Source organism: Stenotrophomonas sp. Br8, from assembly GCF_014763005.1.
GTDB classification, from domain to species: Bacteria; Pseudomonadota; Gammaproteobacteria; order Xanthomonadales; family Xanthomonadaceae; genus Stenotrophomonas; species Stenotrophomonas lactitubi.
Genome location: NZ_JACGTN010000006.1, coordinates 107,032 through 125,458, shown reverse-complemented (window position 1 = coordinate 125,458; position 18,427 = coordinate 107,032). Strand labels below are relative to the sequence as shown.

18 protein-coding genes are annotated in these 18,427 nt (G+C 67.9%); 17 read left to right on the top strand and 1 reads right to left on the bottom strand.

Translation table 11 applies throughout. From position 1 onward, the window contains the following. Nucleotides 1-3 precede the first annotated feature (3 nt). From H3005_RS06280 to thrC, 6 genes are all read left to right on the top strand, one after another. On the top strand, nucleotides 4-1,056 hold the full coding sequence (locus H3005_RS06280; protein WP_100552393.1) for a linear amide C-N hydrolase: 1,053 nt from the start codon (nucleotides 4-6) through the stop codon (nucleotides 1,054-1,056). Between the two features lie 66 nt (nucleotides 1,057-1,122). After that, complete coding sequence (locus H3005_RS06275; RefSeq protein ID WP_100552394.1) at nucleotides 1,123-1,821, top strand: AraC family transcriptional regulator; 699 nt, start codon at nucleotides 1,123-1,125, stop codon at nucleotides 1,819-1,821. Nucleotides 1,822-1,891: 70 nt separating this feature from the next. After that, nucleotides 1,892-2,842 (top strand): DMT family transporter, encoded by a 951-nt coding sequence (locus H3005_RS06270; RefSeq protein WP_100552395.1) that lies wholly within the window; start codon nucleotides 1,892-1,894, stop codon nucleotides 2,840-2,842. A 361-nt stretch (nucleotides 2,843-3,203) separates the two neighbouring features. Continuing rightward, a complete protein-coding gene (thrA, locus tag H3005_RS06265) occupies nucleotides 3,204-5,708 on the top strand; it encodes a bifunctional aspartate kinase/homoserine dehydrogenase I (RefSeq protein ID WP_100552396.1) in 2,505 nt (834 codons plus the stop codon). Next, nucleotides 5,705-6,619: a homoserine kinase gene (locus H3005_RS06260; RefSeq protein WP_100552397.1), complete on the top strand. Its 915-nt coding sequence runs from the start codon at nucleotides 5,705-5,707 to the stop codon at nucleotides 6,617-6,619. The genes thrA and H3005_RS06260 overlap by 4 nt, the downstream gene beginning before the upstream one ends. 29 nt (nucleotides 6,620-6,648) lie before the next feature. Then, on the top strand, nucleotides 6,649-7,938 hold the full coding sequence (thrC, locus tag H3005_RS06255; protein WP_100552398.1) for a threonine synthase: 1,290 nt from the start codon (nucleotides 6,649-6,651) through the stop codon (nucleotides 7,936-7,938). Nucleotides 7,939-7,995: 57 nt separating this feature from the next. Here thrC and H3005_RS06250 read toward each other — a convergent pair whose 3' ends face one another. Further along, a complete protein-coding gene (locus H3005_RS06250; protein ID WP_100552399.1) occupies nucleotides 7,996-8,748 on the bottom strand; it encodes a helix-turn-helix domain-containing protein in 753 nt (250 codons plus the stop codon). A 139-nt stretch (nucleotides 8,749-8,887) separates the two neighbouring features. Between H3005_RS06250 and hisS the strand changes: the two genes are divergently transcribed. The 11 genes from hisS (at nucleotide 8,888) to hisIE (ending at nucleotide 18,404) form a co-directional block, all read left to right on the top strand. Beyond that, nucleotides 8,888-10,285 (top strand): histidine--tRNA ligase, encoded by a 1,398-nt coding sequence (gene hisS, locus H3005_RS06245; protein ID WP_100552400.1) that lies wholly within the window; start codon nucleotides 8,888-8,890, stop codon nucleotides 10,283-10,285. Nucleotides 10,286-10,308: 23 nt separating this feature from the next. After that, complete coding sequence (locus tag H3005_RS06240; RefSeq protein WP_191077784.1) at nucleotides 10,309-10,578, top strand: hypothetical protein; 270 nt, start codon at nucleotides 10,309-10,311, stop codon at nucleotides 10,576-10,578. A gap of 408 nt (nucleotides 10,579-10,986) precedes the next feature. Further along, nucleotides 10,987-11,295 carry a YerC/YecD family TrpR-related protein gene (locus H3005_RS06235; RefSeq protein WP_025874839.1) on the top strand — a complete coding sequence of 103 codons (309 nt, stop codon included), beginning with the start codon at nucleotides 10,987-10,989 and terminating at the stop codon, nucleotides 11,293-11,295. A 34-nt stretch (nucleotides 11,296-11,329) separates the two neighbouring features. After that, entirely contained in the window at nucleotides 11,330-12,241 is a 912-nt protein-coding gene (hisG, locus tag H3005_RS06230; RefSeq protein ID WP_100554107.1) for an ATP phosphoribosyltransferase, read from the top strand. Then, on the top strand, nucleotides 12,238-13,533 hold the full coding sequence (gene hisD, locus H3005_RS06225; protein WP_191077783.1) for a histidinol dehydrogenase: 1,296 nt from the start codon (nucleotides 12,238-12,240) through the stop codon (nucleotides 13,531-13,533). Before hisG ends, hisD begins: the two co-directional genes overlap by 4 nt. Further along, complete coding sequence (hisC, locus tag H3005_RS06220; RefSeq protein ID WP_100552403.1) at nucleotides 13,530-14,624, top strand: histidinol-phosphate transaminase; 1,095 nt, start codon at nucleotides 13,530-13,532, stop codon at nucleotides 14,622-14,624. Before hisD ends, hisC begins: the two co-directional genes overlap by 4 nt. Continuing rightward, nucleotides 14,621-15,694 (top strand): bifunctional histidinol-phosphatase/imidazoleglycerol-phosphate dehydratase HisB, encoded by a 1,074-nt coding sequence (gene hisB, locus H3005_RS06215; protein ID WP_100552404.1) that lies wholly within the window; start codon nucleotides 14,621-14,623, stop codon nucleotides 15,692-15,694. Before hisC ends, hisB begins: the two co-directional genes overlap by 4 nt. Then, nucleotides 15,691-16,293, top strand: a complete 603-nt coding sequence (gene hisH / locus H3005_RS06210; RefSeq protein ID WP_089240831.1) for an imidazole glycerol phosphate synthase subunit HisH — start codon at nucleotides 15,691-15,693, stop codon at nucleotides 16,291-16,293. The genes hisB and hisH overlap by 4 nt, the downstream gene beginning before the upstream one ends. Beyond that, on the top strand, nucleotides 16,290-17,024 hold the full coding sequence (hisA, locus tag H3005_RS06205; protein WP_191077782.1) for a 1-(5-phosphoribosyl)-5-[(5-phosphoribosylamino)methylideneamino]imidazole-4-carboxamide isomerase: 735 nt from the start codon (nucleotides 16,290-16,292) through the stop codon (nucleotides 17,022-17,024). Before hisH ends, hisA begins: the two co-directional genes overlap by 4 nt. Then, nucleotides 17,018-17,794 (top strand): imidazole glycerol phosphate synthase subunit HisF, encoded by a 777-nt coding sequence (hisF, locus tag H3005_RS06200; protein WP_191077781.1) that lies wholly within the window; start codon nucleotides 17,018-17,020, stop codon nucleotides 17,792-17,794. Before hisA ends, hisF begins: the two co-directional genes overlap by 7 nt. Next, nucleotides 17,784-18,404, top strand: a complete 621-nt coding sequence (hisIE, locus tag H3005_RS06195; RefSeq protein ID WP_191077780.1) for a bifunctional phosphoribosyl-AMP cyclohydrolase/phosphoribosyl-ATP diphosphatase HisIE — start codon at nucleotides 17,784-17,786, stop codon at nucleotides 18,402-18,404. The genes hisF and hisIE overlap by 11 nt, the downstream gene beginning before the upstream one ends. Nucleotides 18,405-18,427 lie beyond the last annotated feature (23 nt).

Here is an 18,427-nt window from a genome sequence, read left to right as displayed (position 1 = left end):
GGCATGGCACGGATGAAGTGGAACGGCAGCGCGTTGTTGGCGGCGGCACTGGCGACAGCGGCGATGCCGGCGATGGCCTGCACGCGCGCGGTGTATCTGGGCGACAACGGCGATGTCATCACCGCCCGCTCGATGGACTGGAAAGTGGATGTCGCCACCAATCTTTACGTGTTGCCGCGTGGCATCGCGCGCACTGGCAAGGCCGGGCCGGGCTCGATCGCATGGACTGCGCGCTACGGCAGCGTGGTGGCCACCGGCTACGACATCTCCACCACCGATGGCATGAACGAGAAGGGCCTGGTCGCCAACCTGCTGTGGCTGGTCGAGTCGGAATACCCGGCTCAGCGCAGCGGCAAGCCCGGCCTGTCGATCTCGTTGTGGGCGCAGTACGTGCTGGACAATTTCGCCACGGTGGAAGAAGCCGTGACCGCCCTGCAGCGCGAGCCGTATTCGATCGTCACCGACAAGGTGCCTGGCGAAGACCGCCAGGCGACGCTGCATCTGTCGCTGTCCGATGCCAGTGGTGACAGCGCGATCGTCGAGTACATCGGCGGACGCCAGGTGATCCACCACGATCGCCGCTACCAGGTGATGACCAATTCGCCGATCTTCGACCAGCAACTGGCGTTGAACAGCTACTGGCAGCAGATCGGTGGCACGGTGATGCTGCCCGGCACCAACCGTTCCGCCGACCGCTTCGCGCGTGCGTCGTTCTACATCAACGCGATTCCGAAAGCGGAAGATCCGGTGGAGGCGCTGGCCAGTGTGTTCAGCGTGATCCGCAACGTGTCGGTGCCGTTCGGCATCACCACGCCGGGCGAGCCCAACATTTCGTCCACCCGCTGGCGCACGGTCGCCGACCACAAGCGGCGCCTGTACTTCTTCGAGTCGGCACTGACGCCCAACACCTTCTGGGTCGACCTGACCAAGGTCGATTTCGGCGGCAAGGTGCTCAAGCTCGATCTCGGCCGTGACCAGCGCAATACGTTTGCCGGGGATGCGCTGCAGCACTTCGTGCCCAGCGCGCCGTTCACCTTCCTTGGCGTGGAGGGTTAGCGCGAGGCTGTGTCGCCAGCGCCCGGCAACGTTGCGGGCCGGTAGCGGCGCGCGCACACTCGTTGAATGGGCGCGATCTTCCATCTACGACACTACGGCCAGGCCACCGGCCTGGATCGCCACGACTATGCGCAGTGGGTGTTGCCACTGCAGGGTGAGCTGCAGTTCGAGATGGAGGGCAGGGGCGGCCGTCTTGACTTGTTGCAGGGTGCCTTCGTGGCTGCCGGCGAGGCACACGACCAGGTGGCCGACGGCCCCAACGGTTTCGTGATTGTCGACTGCGGGCCGGGTGTGCTCGATGACGCGACCCAGGAGCACCTGTGCCGGCAACGCTGGCTGCATCTACCTGCCTCATTGCGGCAGCGGCTTGCCCGGGTACAGGCAGGGCAGCCGGTGCCGGCGCTGCTGCCGGAACTGCTGCGGATGTTCGCCCCAGCGGGCAGCGGCGCGCGCCTGCAGGGTTTGTGCGCTGCCGTGGAGGCAATGCCCGGACAGGTGTGGTCGGTAGCGCGCATGGCCGCCTTTGTCGGCATCAGCGAAAGCCGTCTGCATGCGGTGTTCCGGTGTGAGTTCGGGGTCAGCCCGCAGGCCTGGCTCAGTGCCAGCCGGCTGCGCTGGGCCAAGCACCAGTTGCGGGTCAGCCCGGCATCGATCAGCGACATCGCACTGGCCGCTGGGTATTCCGAGCAGAGTGCACTGACCCGCGCGCTGCGCCGCGAATGCGGGCAGACCCCGGCAGCATGGCGGCGGGCGGGCGGCCAGTAGCCTCGGTCAATACGCCGTTCCCTCTGTCGCCTACACTTCGCGGCCTGTGCTCTCCCACCAAGAACCTGCAATGCGCAACAACCCGATTGCTCTGGGCATCGCCAATGGCATTGCCGCCGGTGCGCTGTGGGGCGTGGTCTTCCTCGCGCCCGCCGTGCTGAACACCTTCAACGCACTGCAGCTCTCCGCTGGCCGCTATCTGGTCTATGGCCTGATCGCGGTGGCCCTGCTGCTGCCGCGCTGGAAGCGCTTGGCGCCGAAGCTCGGCCGCGCCGAATGGATCGGCCTGTTGTGGCTGAGCCTGGCCGGCAACCTGGTGTACTTCCTGCTGTTGGCCACGGCGGTGCAGTGGGCCGGTGGCGCCGCTGCTTCGTTGATTGTCGGCCTGATTCCGGTCGTGGTCACCCTGGTGGGCGTGCGCGAGCAGGGCGCGGTGCCGTTGAAGCCGTTGCTGCCGGCGCTGGGCCTGTGCGTGCTCGGGGTGGCGATGGTCGGCTGGGAAGCGCTGATGTCCGAACACCTGGGCACCCCCTGGCGGCAGCGCCTGATCGGCCTGCTGTGTGCGTTCGGTGCGTTGTTCTCGTGGGCGCTGTACTCCATCGGCAACAGCCGCTGGTTGGCACGACGGCCTGATCTTTCCAGCCATGACTGGTCGCTGCTGACCGGCGTCACTACCGGCGGATTGTCACTGCTGCTGGTGCCGATGGCGTTCATCGGACACGCTGGGACTCATACGGCCGCGCAGTGGAGTGGGTTCTGGGCCATCAGCGCGGGCGTTGCGGTGGTCGCTTCGATCCTCGGCAACGCGTTCTGGAACCGCGCCAGTCGCCTGCTGCCGCTGACCCTGACCGGGCAGATGATCGTGTTCGAAACCCTGTTCGCGCTTCTCTATGCCTTCGCCTGGCAGCGACGTTGGCCAAGCCTGCTGGAACTGCTGGCGATCGTGCTGCTGGTCGGCGGCGTGCTGTTGTGCGCGCATGCGCACCGCACGCCCCGCGCGATCACCGAACATGTCGGCTGAATCGACGCATTGAAGCCGACGATCACCGTTTTGTCTCAATTGCAACCAAATGCCGGCACGTTGGCCGATGATCGCCGCAAAGAAATATTGCGCCGCAACACTTGACAGCGGCCATCGTGCCGGTGTTTTCTGTACGCCATGGTCCTTGATGCCGCCAACGCCCGTCTGATCGCCCCCGCTACCGCGGGCCGTTCGACTGCGCCGGTCGCCATCACCACCACCATTACCACCACCACCGTCACCACTGCCCTGGTGCGGCCCGTCGTCTTCGTGTAACTCCCGAAAACAACGGCCCCGCACCATCCAGGTGACGGGGAAACTCGACCACCTGCATGCGACGGGGCCTCCAACCGAGGTCTGCATGTCTTCCATCGCCCCCGCCCATTCGCCTGCTGCGTCCGCTCTGGCTGCGCCGTCCACTGTCGTGCACAAGTTCGGCGGCACTTCGGTGGCCGACGCTGAGCGCTATCGCCATGTTGCCGGTCTGCTGCTGGCCCGCCCCGAGTCGTTGCAGGTCAGCGTGGTCTCGGCCATGAAGGGTGTTACCGACGCGCTGATCGAACTGGCGCACCTGGCAGCCCAGGGCGATGCCGGCTGGCAGGAAGCCTGGCATGCACTGCGCGCACGCCATCGCGGCGCCGCTGTAGCGCTGCTGGGTGAGCAGGTGGGCGACACCGTGGACTGGATCGACGCGCGCTTCGATCAGCTGGCCGAGGTGCTGGCCGCCCTGGCGGTGATCGGTGAACTGCCGCGCGAAGTGCTCGACCGCGTGCAGGGCCTGGGCGAAGTGTTCTCCGCACAGTTGCTTGGCACCCATCTGCGCGCGCTGGGTGAGGACTGCGCGGTGCTGGATGCACGCGATGTGCTGGTGGTCGGCCATGGCGAACTGGGCGTGGATGTCGACTGGGATGCCAGTGCCGGCCGTCTTGCCGCGTGGCGGCTGCAGCACCCGCAGCTGCGCGTGGTGGCTACCGGGTTCGTCGCCCGCGACCGCCAGGATCGCGTCACCACGCTGGGCCGCAACGGCAGCGACTATTCCGGTGCGATCTTCGCCGCGCTGTTCAATGCCGATGAACTGCATATCTGGACCGACGTCGACGGCGTGCTGTCGGCCGACCCGCGGCTGGTGCCGGAGGCTGTGCAGCTGCACGCGCTGAGCTACGACGAGGCCTGCGAGCTGGCCTACTTCGGGGCCAAGGTGGTGCATCCGCAGACCATGTCGCCGGCAATCCGGCTGGGCCTGCCGATCTTCATCCGCAATACGTTCCATCCCGGTCATCCGGGTACCCGCATCAGCGCCGAGCGCTCGCCACGTGGTCCGGTAAAGGGGCTGACGCTGAGCGCGGATCTGGCCCTGCTCAATCTGGAAGGCACCGGTCTGATCGGCGTGCCGGGTACCGCCGAACGCGTGTTCGCCGCACTGCGCCAGGCGCAGGTCTCGGTGGTGATGATCTCGCAGGGGTCCTCCGAACATTCGATCTGCTGCGTTGTCCGTGCTGGCGAAGCGGCGCGTGGTCGCGATGCCGTGGTGCAGGCGTTCTCGCACGAACTGGCTGCCGGCCAGGTACAGCGCGTGCAGGTCAGCGAGGGCGTCAGCGTGCTGGCCGCGGTCGGCGATGGCATGGCGGGCCAGCCTGGCGTGGCTGCGCGGCTGTTCGAATCGCTGGGCCGGGCGCAGGTGAACATCCTGGCGATCGCGCAGGGGTCGTCCGAGCGCAACATCTCGGTGGCGGTGGCAAGCGCCGACGCGACCCGCGCGCTGCGTGCCGCGCATGCGGGGTTCTGGCTGTCGCCGCAGACGTTCGCGGTGGGCGTGATCGGTCCGGGCAATGTCGGCGCCGCGCTGCTGGACCAGTTGCTGGCAGCGCGCCCGCAGCTGCTGGCCAAGGCCAATGTCGACCTGCGCCTGCGCGCGCTTGCGTCACGCTCGCGCATGCGCCTGGAGGCCGATGGGCTGCATGAAGACTGGCGGCAGGCATTGCAGGACGCCGGACAGGCCAGTGACCTGGACCAGTTCACCGAGCACCTGCTGGCCGCACATCTGCCGCATGCGGTGGTGATCGACTGCAGTGGCAGCGCAGAGGTTGCCGAGCGCTATGAAGGTTGGCTGGCCGCAGGCATCCATGTAGTGACCCCGAACAAGCAGGCCGGTGCCGGGCCGCTCGCACGCTACCAGCGCATCCGCGCGGCGGCCGCCGCCAGTGGCGCGCGCTTCCGCTACGAGGCCACGGTGGGTGCCGGCCTGCCGGTGATCACCACGCTGCGTGACCTGGTGGATACCGGCGACGAAGTGCTGGCGATCGAAGGCATTTTCTCCGGCACGCTGGCCTGGTTGTTCAATCGCTTCGACGGCAGCCAGCCGTTCTCGGAACTGGTCGCGCAGGCACGCTCGATGGGCTACACCGAGCCGGATCCGCGCGATGACCTGTCCGGTGTGGACGTCGCGCGCAAGCTGGTGATCCTGGCCCGCGAGGCCGGACACGCACTCAGCCTGGAGCAGGTGCAGGTCGAGAGCCTGGTGCCGGCGTTGCTGCGCGAGGGAAGCGTGGACGACTTCATGGCCCGTCTGGGCGCATCCGATGACGCGCTGCTGGCACGGCTGCACGACGCCCGCGAGCGCGGTGCAGTGCTGCGCTATGTCGCGCGGCTGGGACCGGACGGTGCCTCGGTCGGCCTGCAGGAGCTGCCGGCGGACCACGCGTTCGCCAACCTGCGGTTGACCGACAACGTGGTGCAGTTCCGTACCCGCCGCTACTGCGACAACCCGCTGGTGGTGCAGGGCCCGGGCGCGGGTCCGGAAGTCACCGCTGCCGGTGTGTTCGCCGATCTGCTGCGGGTGGCGGCCGGCGAAGGGGCGCGCCTGTGATCGCACGCGCCTTCGCGCCCGCATCGGTGGCCAACGTGGCCGTGGGCTTCGACATCCTGGGCCACGCCATCGCCGGTATCGGCGATACGGTGAGCGTGCGTCGCATCGACGAACCACGGGTGCGCATCGATGCGATCCGCGGCAGTGCGGTGGAGCTGCCGCTGGAAGCCACCGGCAACACCGCTGGCGCGGCGCTGATATCGCTGCGTGAGGGGCTGGGACTGGGCTTCGGTTTTGCCATCGAGATCGACAAAGGCATTCCCTTCGGCTCCGGCATGGGCGGATCGGCTGCCTCCTGCGTGGCCGCACTGGTGGCGGCCAATGCGTTGTTGGATGTGCCACTGCCGCGTGAGGCGCTGTATCCGTTCGCACTGGATGGCGAAGCCGTGGCCAGCGGTGGCCGCCATGGCGACAACGTCGGCCCACTGCTGCTGGGTGGTGTGGCGCTGTGCACGGCCGATCGCCTGGTGCCGGTTCCGGTACCGGCCAGCTGGCACAGCCTGCTGGTGCATCCACATGCGGTGCTGGAAACCCGGCGTGCGCGGCAGGCGCTGCAGGGCAGCTACGCGCTGAGCGAATTCGTTGCGCAGAGCGCCAACCTGGCGCTGGTATTGAGTGGTTGCCATCGCAGTGATGCATCGCTGGTGCGCGCCGGCCTGCGCGACGTGCTGATCGAGCCGCGGCGGGCGGGCCTGATCGTTGGCTTCGACGCGGCGCGTGACGCCGCACTGGCTGCAGGCGCGATGGGCGCAGGCATTTCCGGCGCCGGGCCCAGCGTATTCGCCTGGTTTGAAGATGCCGACCAGGCGCGCGCGGCAGCGGAACCGGTGCGTGCGGCCTTCGCCGCTGCTGGTTTCGACAGCGATGCCTGGATCTCGCCACTCGATGCACCCGGAGCCCACTTGTGCTGAATTCTCCCTTCCTGCCGGATATCGATCCCATGCAATTCGTTTCGACCCGTGGCCAGTCGCCGGCTGTTGGACTCAGTGCGGCCATCGCCGCCGGGCTCGCGCCTGATGCTGGGCTGTACGTTCCGCAGGCGCTGCCGGCGCCGCGCACGCTGCAGGCCGGTGCGACCCTGGCCGACACCGCCGCTGACCTGCTGGCGCCTTTCTTCGACGGGGATGCGCTGGCCGATGCCTTGCCATCGATCTGCCGTGAGGCCTTCGATTTCCCCGTGCCATTGCGTGCGCTGGGCAACAGTGGTGATCACGTGTTGGAGCTGTTCCATGGGCCGACGGCTGCGTTCAAGGACATCGGTGCGCGTTTCCTGGCCGGTGTGCTGTCGCGGCTGCAGACCGGCAAGGACCGCGACCTGACCATCGTGGTGGCTACCTCCGGTGACACCGGCGCGGCCGTGGCGGCGGCCTTCCATCGGCAGCCCGGTGTACGTGTGGTGGTGCTGTATCCCGATGGGCGGGTGTCACCGCGACAGGCCCATCAGCTCGGCTGCTTCGGCGACAACATCCAGGCGTTGCGGGTAGCCGGTTCGTTCGATGATTGCCAGGCGATGGTGAAGCAGGCGCTGGCCGACCGCGACCTGCAGGCGCAGGTGCCGCTCAGCTCAGCCAACAGCATCAGCCTGGGCCGGCTGCTGCCGCAGATGAGCTATTACGCGCACGCGGCGCTGACCCATCATGCGCAGCATCAACGGCGCTTGAACCTGGTGGTGCCGACCGGCAATCTCGGCAACGCGATGGCGGCGGTGCTGGCACGCGCGCTGGGCGTGCCGATCGGGCAGATCGTGCTGGCCACCAATGCCAATGCGGTGCTGCCGCGCTACTTCGGTGGTGATCAGTACCAGCCCGAGGCCAGCATTGCGACCGTGGCCAATGCCATGGATGTCGGCGCCCCCAGCAATTTCGAGCGGCTGCGCTGGCTGTACCAGGGTGACGATGCCGAACTGCGCGCGGCGTTCCGCGCCTTTGCAGTGGATGACGTGACCATCCGCGCGACCATCGCCAGTGTCCATGCCAGTAATGGCGAGCTGTTCTGCCCGCACACGGCCACGGCGATAAAGGTGCTGCAGGATCTGCGCGCGGGCGGCGCCAAGGGCGATTGGGCGGTAGTCGCTACCGCGCACCCGGCCAAGTTCGAGGCGGTGGTGGAGCCGCTGATCGGCGAGACGGTGGCGGTGCCGCCGGCGTTGGAGGCGCTGCTGCAGCGTCCAGCGCATGCCGAGCCACTGGCGGCCGATTACGCGGCGTTGCGCGAGGTGTTGTTGCGTTGACGGAGGCGTCTGCGTGGTTGCCGGCCGCTGGCCGGCAACCCGATACCGATCGGGCACTCAGCCCAGCACTTCACCGGCCAGACTGCGCAGGCCATCCTCGTCGAGGATCTCAACGACGTTCAGATGGGGCAGGGCGATCAGACCCTGCTGGCGCAGCTTGGTGAAGGTGCGGCTGACCGTCTCCATGGTCAGGCCCAGGTGATCGGCGATGTCGCCGCGGCCCATTGGCAGCGAAACGCGCAGGCCATCCCCGCCCAGCTTGGCCTCGCGCGCGGCCAGGCGAAGCAGGAAATCAGCGAGTTTTTCCGCCGGTTGCAGGCGCGCCAGCGCCAGTGCGGCATCCTGCGCAGCATCCAGCTCCTGGCAGGCGCGCTGCAGCAGCTTGCGCTCAAGGTGCGGATAGCGCGCGCGCAGGCCCTTCATCTGCGGCAGGGCGACGCGGCAGACGCGGCTGTCGGCGATGGCTTCGATGTCATAGCGATGGTGGTCGCTGCCGCTCAGGCCCAGGTAATCGCCGGGCAGCACGAAGCCATTGATCTGGCGGCGGCCATCGGCAAGCGTGCGCACCAGCCGCAGCGCGCCACCGGTCAATGTATAGACATGCTGGCGCTCTTCGCCGCTGCGGGCGAGGGTGCTGCCCATCGTCAACTGCTGCGACACGGTCACCTGTTCCAGCGCCTGCACCTCATCGGGCGACAGCGCAGAGCACACCGCCAGGTGGCGTACCGAGCAGTGCAGGCAGTCCAGCGTGGCGCAGGACGGCGCGGCGGGGTCGTTGGTGGCGGGCGGAGCGCCGGAAGGCCGGGACATGTTGCGTGGGCGTATCGCGGGCGGGGGAGGGCTTTATGATACTTCAAGCGGCCGTTGGACCCCGTATTCCACGGTCACGCGATGCGGGGCGCTAGAATGTCGCCCCCTCCCACGTCCCGTTCCCGCAGGAGTTCCGCCCGTGATCAAGCCCCGTACCCCGCCCGGCACCCTTGAACTGCTGCCGCGCGAGCAGATTGCGTTCCAGCGCATGCTGGACGTCATCCGCCGCAACTACGAGCGCTTCGGGTTCCTGCCGGTGGAGACGCCGGTGTTCGAGCTGTCCGATGTGCTGCTGACCAAGTCCGGCGGCGAGACCGAGCGCCAGGTGTATTTCGTGCAGTCCACCGGCGCGCTGGCCAACGCCGCCGAATCCGGCGACCGCTCGCTGCCGGAAATGGCGCTGCGCTTCGACCTGACCGTGCCGCTGGCGCGGTACGTGGCCGAGCACGAACACGAGCTGACCTTCCCGTTCCGTCGTTACCAGATGCAGCGCGTGTACCGCGGCGAGCGTGCGCAGCGCGGCCGCTTCCGCGAGTTCTACCAGTGCGACATCGACGTGATCGGCAAGGACAGCCTGAGCGTGCGCTACGACGCCGAAGTGCTGGCGGTCATCCACGCGGTGTTTGCCGAACTGCGCATCGGTGACTTCAGCATCCAGCTGAACAACCGCAAGCTGCTGCGCGGCTTCTTCGAGAGCCTGGGCGTGGCCGAAGGCGAGCGCCAGCTGGCGGTGCTGCGCGAAGTGGACAAGCTGGACAAGCGTGGCCCCGACTACGTGCGCGAGACGCTGGTGGGCGAGGGCTTCGGTATTCCGGCCGAACAGGTCGAGAAGATCCTGGCCTTCGTCGCCGTGCGTTCGCAGGGTCATGCCGATGCGCTGGCGCAGCTGGCGGCACTGGAAGCCGGCGCCGGTTCGTCGGAGATCCTGCGTGCCGGCGTGGCCGAGCTGCGCGAAGTGCTGCAGCTGGTGCAGGCGCTGGGCGTGCCGGAGAGTGCGTACTGCCTGAACTTCTCCATCGCCCGTGGCCTGGATTACTACACCGGCACGGTGTACGAGACCACGTTGACCGACCACCCGCAGATCGGTTCGATCTGTTCCGGTGGCCGTTATGAAGACCTGGCCAGCCACTACAGCAAGTCCAAGCTGCCGGGCGTTGGCATTTCCATCGGCCTGTCGCGCCTGTTCTGGCAGCTGCGCGAAGCCGGCCTGATCGAGGGCATCGAGGCCAGCAGCGTGCAGGCGCTGGTAGCGCTGATGGACGAGCAGGGCATGCCGCAGTCGCTGGACATTGCCCGTCGCCTGCGCGCTGGTGGCATCAACACCGAAGTGCAGATGGAGCCGAAGAAGATCGGCAAGCAGTTCCAGTACGCGGCCAAGGCAGGTATCCGTTTCGTGGTGCTGGCTGGCGAGGACGAACTGGCGCGCGGCGTGGTGGCAGTGAAGGACCTGCTGCGCGAGCAGCAGTTCGAGATCTCGCGCGACGAACTGGCCAGCACCCTGCAGGTGGAACTGGAGCAGTCGCGGGTCATGGCGTGAAGCCCGCCGCCGCAGGGGCGCTGATGCTGCTCCTGCTGGCAGGCTGCCAGAGCGATCCGGCGCTGCGCAGCACCCGGATCGGCCCGGCGCAGTACCAACTGGTGGTTGATCGCTGCCACGTGATCGACCGCGCGCAGCTTGAGCAGGATCTGCAGGTCCTGGCCGCGCGGGCGTGCCCCGGCCGGGCCGTGGCGCTGCAGAACGTGCGGCCCCATCCCAGCCGGCAGGGCAGCCTGTTCGGCGAATGCCTGCGGCGCGGCGCGCTGCAGGCGGAGGTCCGCTGTCTGCCCTGAGTCGGGCCAGGCTCTTTATTTGAAAGCAGAACGCCCACCATTGGTGGGCGTTTCGCGTGCCTATACGAAGAGCAGTCGAGCATGGCTCGACTCTACAAAAGCCGTTCTCGATCACTTTCCCGGCGAGATCCACCAGATCGCGGCCAACTGTCGAAGGCGGGGTGGGTCCGGTTGAGGGGGCGTGAGCCGCATGGATGCGGCGACCGAGCTTACATGGACGTACTTGCAGCGTCCCCCTCAACCGGACCCGCCCCGCAAATCCTCAGGAAACCAGCTTTTGACGTTGCTTCGGCTTCTGCGGGTGCAGGGCGCAGCCCTGCCGTACCCCCAAAGCCCACGATTTGACGCAGCGCGCAAGAATGCGTTAATGTACTAACACGCTATTACATTGATGCAAGAGTCCTGTCCGTGAAAGCCCGCCCCGACATCGCCGCCAAAGACCCGCAAGCCGATCTGGACGCCTTGGCCCAGGCCTTTGCCGCCCTGCGCGAGCCGGAACAGGTGGTCGCCTTCCTGCGTGACCTGTGCACGCCGGCCGAGCTGGAAGCCATGGCCGACCGCTGGAAGGTGGTGCCGCTGCTGCAGCAGGGCGTGCCGTACCGCGAGATCCACGAACGCACCGGCGTCAGCGTGACCACCACCGGACGGGTGGCGCGCACGCTCGAGCATGGCCATCGAGGCTATGCCGCCGCCGTCGACCGCCTTGCTTCGCGCTGATCCGCGCCCCGTTCCGAACTTCGAGACCTCCCCCATGAGTGCAACCCAGGCAGCGCCGGCGCGAGACCGGCTGCGTATCGCCATCCAGAAGAGTGGCCGGCTGGCCGAACCCGCCCGCAACCTGCTCAGCGCCTGTGGCCTGAGCTGGCGCGAGAGCCGCGACAAGCTGTTCTGCTATGGCGAATCGCTGCCGGTGGACCTGTTGCTGGTGCGCGACGACGACATCCCCGGCCTGATTGCCGATGGCGTCTGCGACCTCGGCATCGTCGGCCGCAACGAACTGGACGAGCAGGCCGCTGCGCGTCGCCAGATCGGTCTGCCGGATGCTTACCACGCGCTGCGTGGGCTGGGCTTCGGTCAATGCCGGTTGATGCTGGCGGTGCCGGAAGAGTGGCAATGGCAGGGGCCCGCACAACTGGCCGGTACCCGCATCGCCACCAGCTACCCGGCCATCCTCAAGCAGTGGCTGGTCGCGCAAGGCGTGGATGCGCAGGTGGTGGAGCTGTCCGGCTCGGTGGAGATCGCGCCGCGCCTGGGCACCGCCGACCTGATCTGCGATCTGGTCTCCAGCGGCGCCACCCTGCGTGCCAACCAGCTCACCCCGGTGCACAACCTGCTCGACAGTGAGGCCGTGCTGGCCGGTGCGGTGCGCGTTCCCGATGATGCCCGTGGCGCCCTGCGCAGCATGCTGCTGCGTCGCCTGGACGGTGTGGTGCAGCGGCAGGACCGCAAGCTGCTGATGTTCCGCGCCACAGAGGACCGCGTCGACGCGCTGGCGCAACTGCTGGCCGATGCCGAACCGTTGGTGCGTTTGCCTGCCGATGGCGGTGCGTTGCGCCTGCAGACCATGTGCCCCGGCCCGTTGACCTGGCAGCGCATGGAAGAGCTGGAGCGTGCCGGCGCCCAGGGCCTGATGGTATTGAGCGTGGAGCGGTCACTGGCATGAATCGTCTTATCTGGTCGCAACTTGATGAGGCCGCGCGCAGCGCGGCGCTGACCCGCCCGGTGCAGACCGTGGCGCAGCAGACCCGTGATGCGGTGGCCACGCTGATCGCGCAGGTGCGCACGCAGGGCGATGCCGCGTTGCGCGCGATCACTGCGCGCTTCGATGGCGTGGACCTGCAGGATTTCGAAGTTTCCGACAGCGAGTTCGCTGCCGCCGAAGCCACCGTGCCGGCCGCGCTGCGCCAGGCCATGGTCGAGGCGGCCGAGCGCATCACCCGCTTCCACAAGGCGGGGATGGGCCAGGGCTATGCAGTGGAAACCGCACCGGGTGTGGTCTGCGAGCGCATGCTGCGGCCGATCGGCCGGGTTGGCCTGTATGTGCCGGCCGGCAGTGCGCCGTTGCCGTCCACCGCGCTGATGCTGGGAGTGCCGGCGCACTTGGCCGGTTGCCCGCAGGTAGTGCTGTGCACGCCGCCGCGTGCCGACGGAACGGCCGACCCTGCGGTGCTGGTGGCTGCGCGCCTGACCGGCGTGCAACGCGTGTTCAAGCTGGGCGGTGCGCAGGCGATCGCGGCGATGGCCTATGGCACCGGGAGCATCCCGGCGAGCGACAAACTGTTCGGGCCAGGCAACAGTTTCGTCACCGAGGCCAAACAGCAGGTTGCCCAAGACGGTGCCGCCGCCATCGACATGCCAGCCGGTCCGTCGGAAGTGCTGGTGATTGCCGATGCCGGCGCCAATCCGGCGTTCGTCGCCGCCGATCTGCTGTCGCAGGCCGAGCACGGCCCGGATTCGCAGGTACTGCTGCTGACCGATGACGCGGCGATGCTGGCCGCCGTCGAGGCTGAAGTGGAACGCCAGGTGGCCTTGCTGCCGCGGCAGGACATCGCCCGCCAGGCACTGTCGGCGTCGCAGTTGATCCAGGTGGAATCGCTGGCGGATGCGTTTGCGATCAGCAACCGCTACGCCCCTGAACACCTGATCCTGGCCCTGCGTGAACCGCGCGACTGGCTGGGCCAGGTGCAGGCGGCCGGTTCGGTGTTCCTCGGCGATTACACGCCGGAAGCACTGGGCGACTACTGCAGCGGCACCAACCACGTGCTGCCCACCGCCGGTGCCGCGCGTGCCTACAGCGGTGTCAGCGTGGCCAGTTTCCAGAACCTGATCAGCGTGCAGAGCGCGAGTGCCGCCGGCTTGGCCGCGATCGGTGGCTGCGCGCGCATCATCGCCAGCGCCGAAGGGCTGGACGCGCACGAACGTGCGGTGGCGCTGCGCATGGAGGTGGCCGCATGAGCGCGGACATCGACGGCGTGCTGGCCTTGGTGCGCTCGGATCTGCAGGCCTTCGCCGGCTACAGTTCGGCGCGCAGCAGCGCTGTGCAGGGTGAGGTGTGGTTGAACGCGAATGAATCGGCGTGGGCCAATCCGGCCGATGCCACCGGCGGCAGCCGCCGCTACCCGGAGCCGCAACCGGCTGCGCTGCGTGAAGCGCTGGCATCGCTGTACGGCGTGCAGCCGCAACAACTGCTGGTAGGCCGCGGCAGCGACGAGGCGATCGATCTGCTGGTGCGCGCCCTGTGCGTGCCCGGCCGCGATGGCGTGCTGGTGACGCCGCCGGTGTTCGGCATGTACGCGGTCTGCGCACGCCTGCAGGGTGCGCCGTTGATTGAGGTCCCGCTGATCGATGATGAAGAGGGCCTGCGCACGGACCTGGATGCGGTGATTGCCGCTGCGAAGGGGCAGGGCGCCACGCTCGTTTTCCTGTGCGCGCCGTCCAATCCTGCCGGCAGCGATATCCCGCTGGCGGAGATCGAGCGCGTGGCCATCGCCCTGCGTGGGCAGGCGCTGGTGGTGGTGGATGAGGCCTATGTCGAGTACGCGCAGCGCGCATCGGCGGCCACGCTGCTGGCCACGCACGCCAACCTGGCGGTGCTGCGCACATTGTCGAAGGCGCACGCGTTGGCCGCCGCACGTATCGGCACCCTGATCGCCGCGCCTGAACTGATCGCGGTGCTGCGCCGCTGCCAGGCGCCGTACCCGGTGCCGACGCCGTGCGCCGAGCTGGCCGTGCAGGCACTGCAGCCGGCCGCGCTGGCACGCACCGCCGAACGCGTGGCCACGGTCATCGCTGAGCGCGAGCGCCTGGGCACCGCGCTGGTTGGCCTGCCGGGCGTCCTTCGGGTGTACGCATCGGCCGGCAACTACCTGCTGGTCCGCTTCGCCGATGCGCAGGCTGCGTTCGACGCGCTGCTCGCCGCTGGCGTGGTGGTGCGCGACCAGCGCGCTGCGCCGCAGCTGGGCGATGCGCTGCGCATCAGCATCGGCAGCCCCGAGGAGAACGACCGCGTGCTTGCGGCCCTGTCGGCACGGAGGGCTGCGGCATGACGCCCATCCTGTTCATCGACCGCGACGGTACCCTCATCGAGGAACCGGCGGATTTCCAGATCGATGCCTACGAGAAGCTGCGCTTTGTGCCGCAGGTGATCCCGGCGCTGCTGAAGCTGCGCGATGCCGGCTACCAGTTCGTGATCGTCACCAACCAGGACGGCCTGGGCAGCGAAGGCTATCCGCGCGCCAGCTTCGATGGCCCGAACGACCTGATGCTGCAGATCTTCGAAAGCCAGGGCATCGTTTTCCGTGATGTGCTGGTCGACTGCAGCTGGCCGCAAGACAACGCGCCGACGCGCAAGCCGGGCATCGGCCTGATGACCGCCTACCTCCAGGACCGCAGCATCGACTGGGCGCGCTCGGGCATGGTCGGCGACCGCATCACCGACCTGCAGTTCGCCGACAACCTCAACATCCGTGGCTTCCAACTGCGCACCGAACAGTTTGGTGGTGAGTGGGACTGGCCGGGCATTGCCCACGCACTTGCCGATGCGCCGCGTACGGCGGTGGTCCAGCGCAATACCAAGGAAACGAAGATCCGTGTCGAACTGGATCTGGATAGTGCCGGCGACGCGCATATCCACACCGGCCTGCCTTTCTTCGACCACATGCTGGAACAGATCGGCAAGCACGGTGGCTTCGCCCTGGACATCCGCGCCGAGGGCGATCTGCACATCGACGAACACCACACCATCGAAGACACCGGCCTTGCGCTGGGCCAGGCCCTGCGCGAAGCACTGGGGGACAAGCGCGGCATCGGCCGTTACGGTTTCACCCTGCCGATGGATGAAACCCTGGCCAGCGCTGCGCTGGATTTCAGTGGCCGCCCGTATTTCGTGTTCGACGGCGAGTTCAAGCGCGAGCGTGTGGGCGATATGCCGACCGAACTGGTCCCGCACTTCTTCCGATCGCTGTGCGATGCCAGCGGCCTGAATCTCAACCTGCAGGTGCGCGGCGACAACGACCACCACAAGGTCGAAGCCTGCTTCAAGGCATTGGCGCGTGCGTTGCGGCCTGCGCTTGCGCGGCAGGGCACCGCATTGCCGACCACCAAGGGGGCGCTGTGAGCGAGGTCGTGCTGATCGATGCCGGCGGCGCCAACCTGGGCTCGGTGCGCTACGCACTGGAGCGGCTCGGCGCCACGGTGCGCTTGGTCCGCGACCCCGCTGGCCTGGCCGGTGCGCGACGGGTAATCCTGCCCGGCGTCGGTGCGGCCGGCCCCGGCATGCAGCGTCTGCATGCGCAGGGCCTGGTCGAGCCGCTGCGCCAGCTGCAGGTGCCGCTGATGGGTATCTGCCTGGGCATGCAGCTGTTGTTCGATCGCTCCGAAGAGGCCGGCGTGGATACGCTGGGATTGATCCCCGGCGTGGTGCGCAAGCTGGTGCCGGCCTGTGGCATCCGCGTGCCGCACATGGGCTGGAACCGGCTGCTGCCGTTGCGCCCGTCGTTGCTGCTGCAGGGGGTTCCCGAGCGCGCCAGTGCGTACTTCGTGCACAGCTACGCCGCGCCGCTGAACAGCCATACCGTAGCCGCCTGCGACCACGGCGGCCTGTTCACCGCCGTGGTCGAGCAGGGTCGCTACTTCGGCGCCCAGTTCCATCCAGAGCGGTCCGGCGACACCGGTTCGCTGATGCTGCGCAATTTCCTTGAGGGCACCGCCGCATGAGTTTCACCGTCTATCCCGCGCTGGATATCCGTGATGGCCGCGTGGTGCGGCTGCGCCAGGGCGACTACGCGCAGGAAACCCACTATGGCGACGATCCGTTGCCGCGTGCGCAGGCATTCGCAATGCAGGGCGCGCGGTGGATGCACCTGGTCGATCTGGATGCCGCACGTGCCGGTGGCTATACGCTGGCGCCGCTGTTGGCCGCGATCCGTGCGCAGACGCCGCTGCAGGTGCAGACCGGTGGCGGCGTGCGCGGTCGCGACGACGTGGCGCGCATCCTCGATGCCGGCGCCAGCCGCGTGGTGATCGGGTCATTGGCGGTGCGCGAGCCGGAGCAGGTAATTGGCTGGCTGGCCGAGTTCGGCCCGGAACGGCTGACCATCGCCCTCGATGCACGCCAGGACGCGCAGGGGCAGTGGCAGTTGCCGGTACATGGCTGGACCGAAAACGCGGGGGTGACCCTGGATGCGCTGGCCGAACGCTACGCGCAGGCGGGCATGCGCCACCTGCTGTGCACCGACATCGCCCGTGATGGCATGCTGGCCGGCCCCAATATCAGCCTGTACCAGCACTTGGCGGCGTTGCTGCCGGGCGTGGCCGTCCAGGCGTCCGGCGGTATCCGTGACGTGGCCGATGTGGCTGCGGCGCAGGCCGCCGGTTGCGGCGGTGCGATTCTTGGCAAGGCGCTGCTGGAACAGCGGATGGACCTGGCAGAGGCGCTGGCATGCTGAGCCGCCGCATCATTCCCTGCCTGGACGTACGCGATGGCCGCGTGGTCAAAGGCGTGCGCTTCCGCGACCACGTCGACATGGGGGACATCGCCGAACTGGCCCAGCGCTATCGCGACCAGGGCGCCGACGAACTGGTGTTCTATGACATCGGCGCCAGCCCAGAGGCACGTTCGGTGGACGTGGCCTGGATCGAACGCATCGCGCGCCTGATCGATATCCCGTTCTGCGTGGCCGGTGGCATCGACAGTGTGGAGACGGCGCGTCGCGTGCTGTTCGCCGGTGCGGACAAGATATCGATCAACTCACCCGCGCTGGGTCGCCCGGAACTGATCACCGAACTGGCTGAAGAATTCGGCGTGCAGTGCGTGGTGGTGGGTGTCGACTCGGTGCGCGAGGAAGACGGCCACTGGCGCGTGCGCCGATTCAGTGGCGACCCGGACAAGACCCAGGCGGTGCCGTTGCGCACGCTGGACTGGATCGTCGAGGCGCAGCGCCGGGGTGCCGGCGAGATCGTGCTGAACTGCATGGACAGCGATGGCGTGCGCCGCGGCTATGACGTGGAGCAGCTGCGACAGGCGCGTGCGCTGTGCCAGGTGCCTCTCATCGCGTCGGGTGGTGCGGGTGCGATGGAGCACTTTGCCCAGGCCTTTGACCAGGCCGACGTTGACGGTGCGCTGGCGGCCAGCGTGTTCCACAGTGGCGCCATCGCCATTGCCGACTTGAAGCGCTACCTGCGCGAGCAGCAGATCGAGGTACGAGATGTCTATTGATGTGCGGCCGTCGCCGCAGGCGCTGGAAACGCTGGACTGGGACAAAGGTGATGGACTGTTGCCAGCCGTGGTGCAGGACATCGACACCCTGCAGGTGCTGATGCTGGGCTATGTCAGCGCCGAGTCGCTGGCAGCGACGCTGGCGATCGGCCACATGACCTTCTTCAGCCGCAGCAAGCAGCGCCTTTGGACCAAGGGCGAGCAGTCCGGCAATGTGCTGGTGGTGCAGTCGATCAGCGTCGATTGCGATGCCGATACGCTGCTGGTGCTGGCACGCCCGGCAGGCCCAACCTGCCACACCGGGGCGGAGAGCTGTTTCGATGGCGCGCCGAAGGACTTCCTCGGTGGCCTGGACCAGCTGGTCGCCGTGCGTGAGGCGCTGCGTCCTTCCGGCAGCTATACGACGTCTCTGTTCGAAGGCGGCATCCGCCGCATCGCGCAGAAGGTGGGCGAAGAAGGCGTGGAGACGGCGTTGGCCGGAGTGGCACAGGACGATGAGGCATTGCTGGGCGAGGCCTCGGACCTGCTGTACCACCTGCTGGTGCTGCTGCGCGCGCGTGGGCTGTCGCTGGAAGATGCCCGCGACGTGCTGGAAAAGCGCCATCGTTGAACAAGGTGTGCGGACCAACGGTC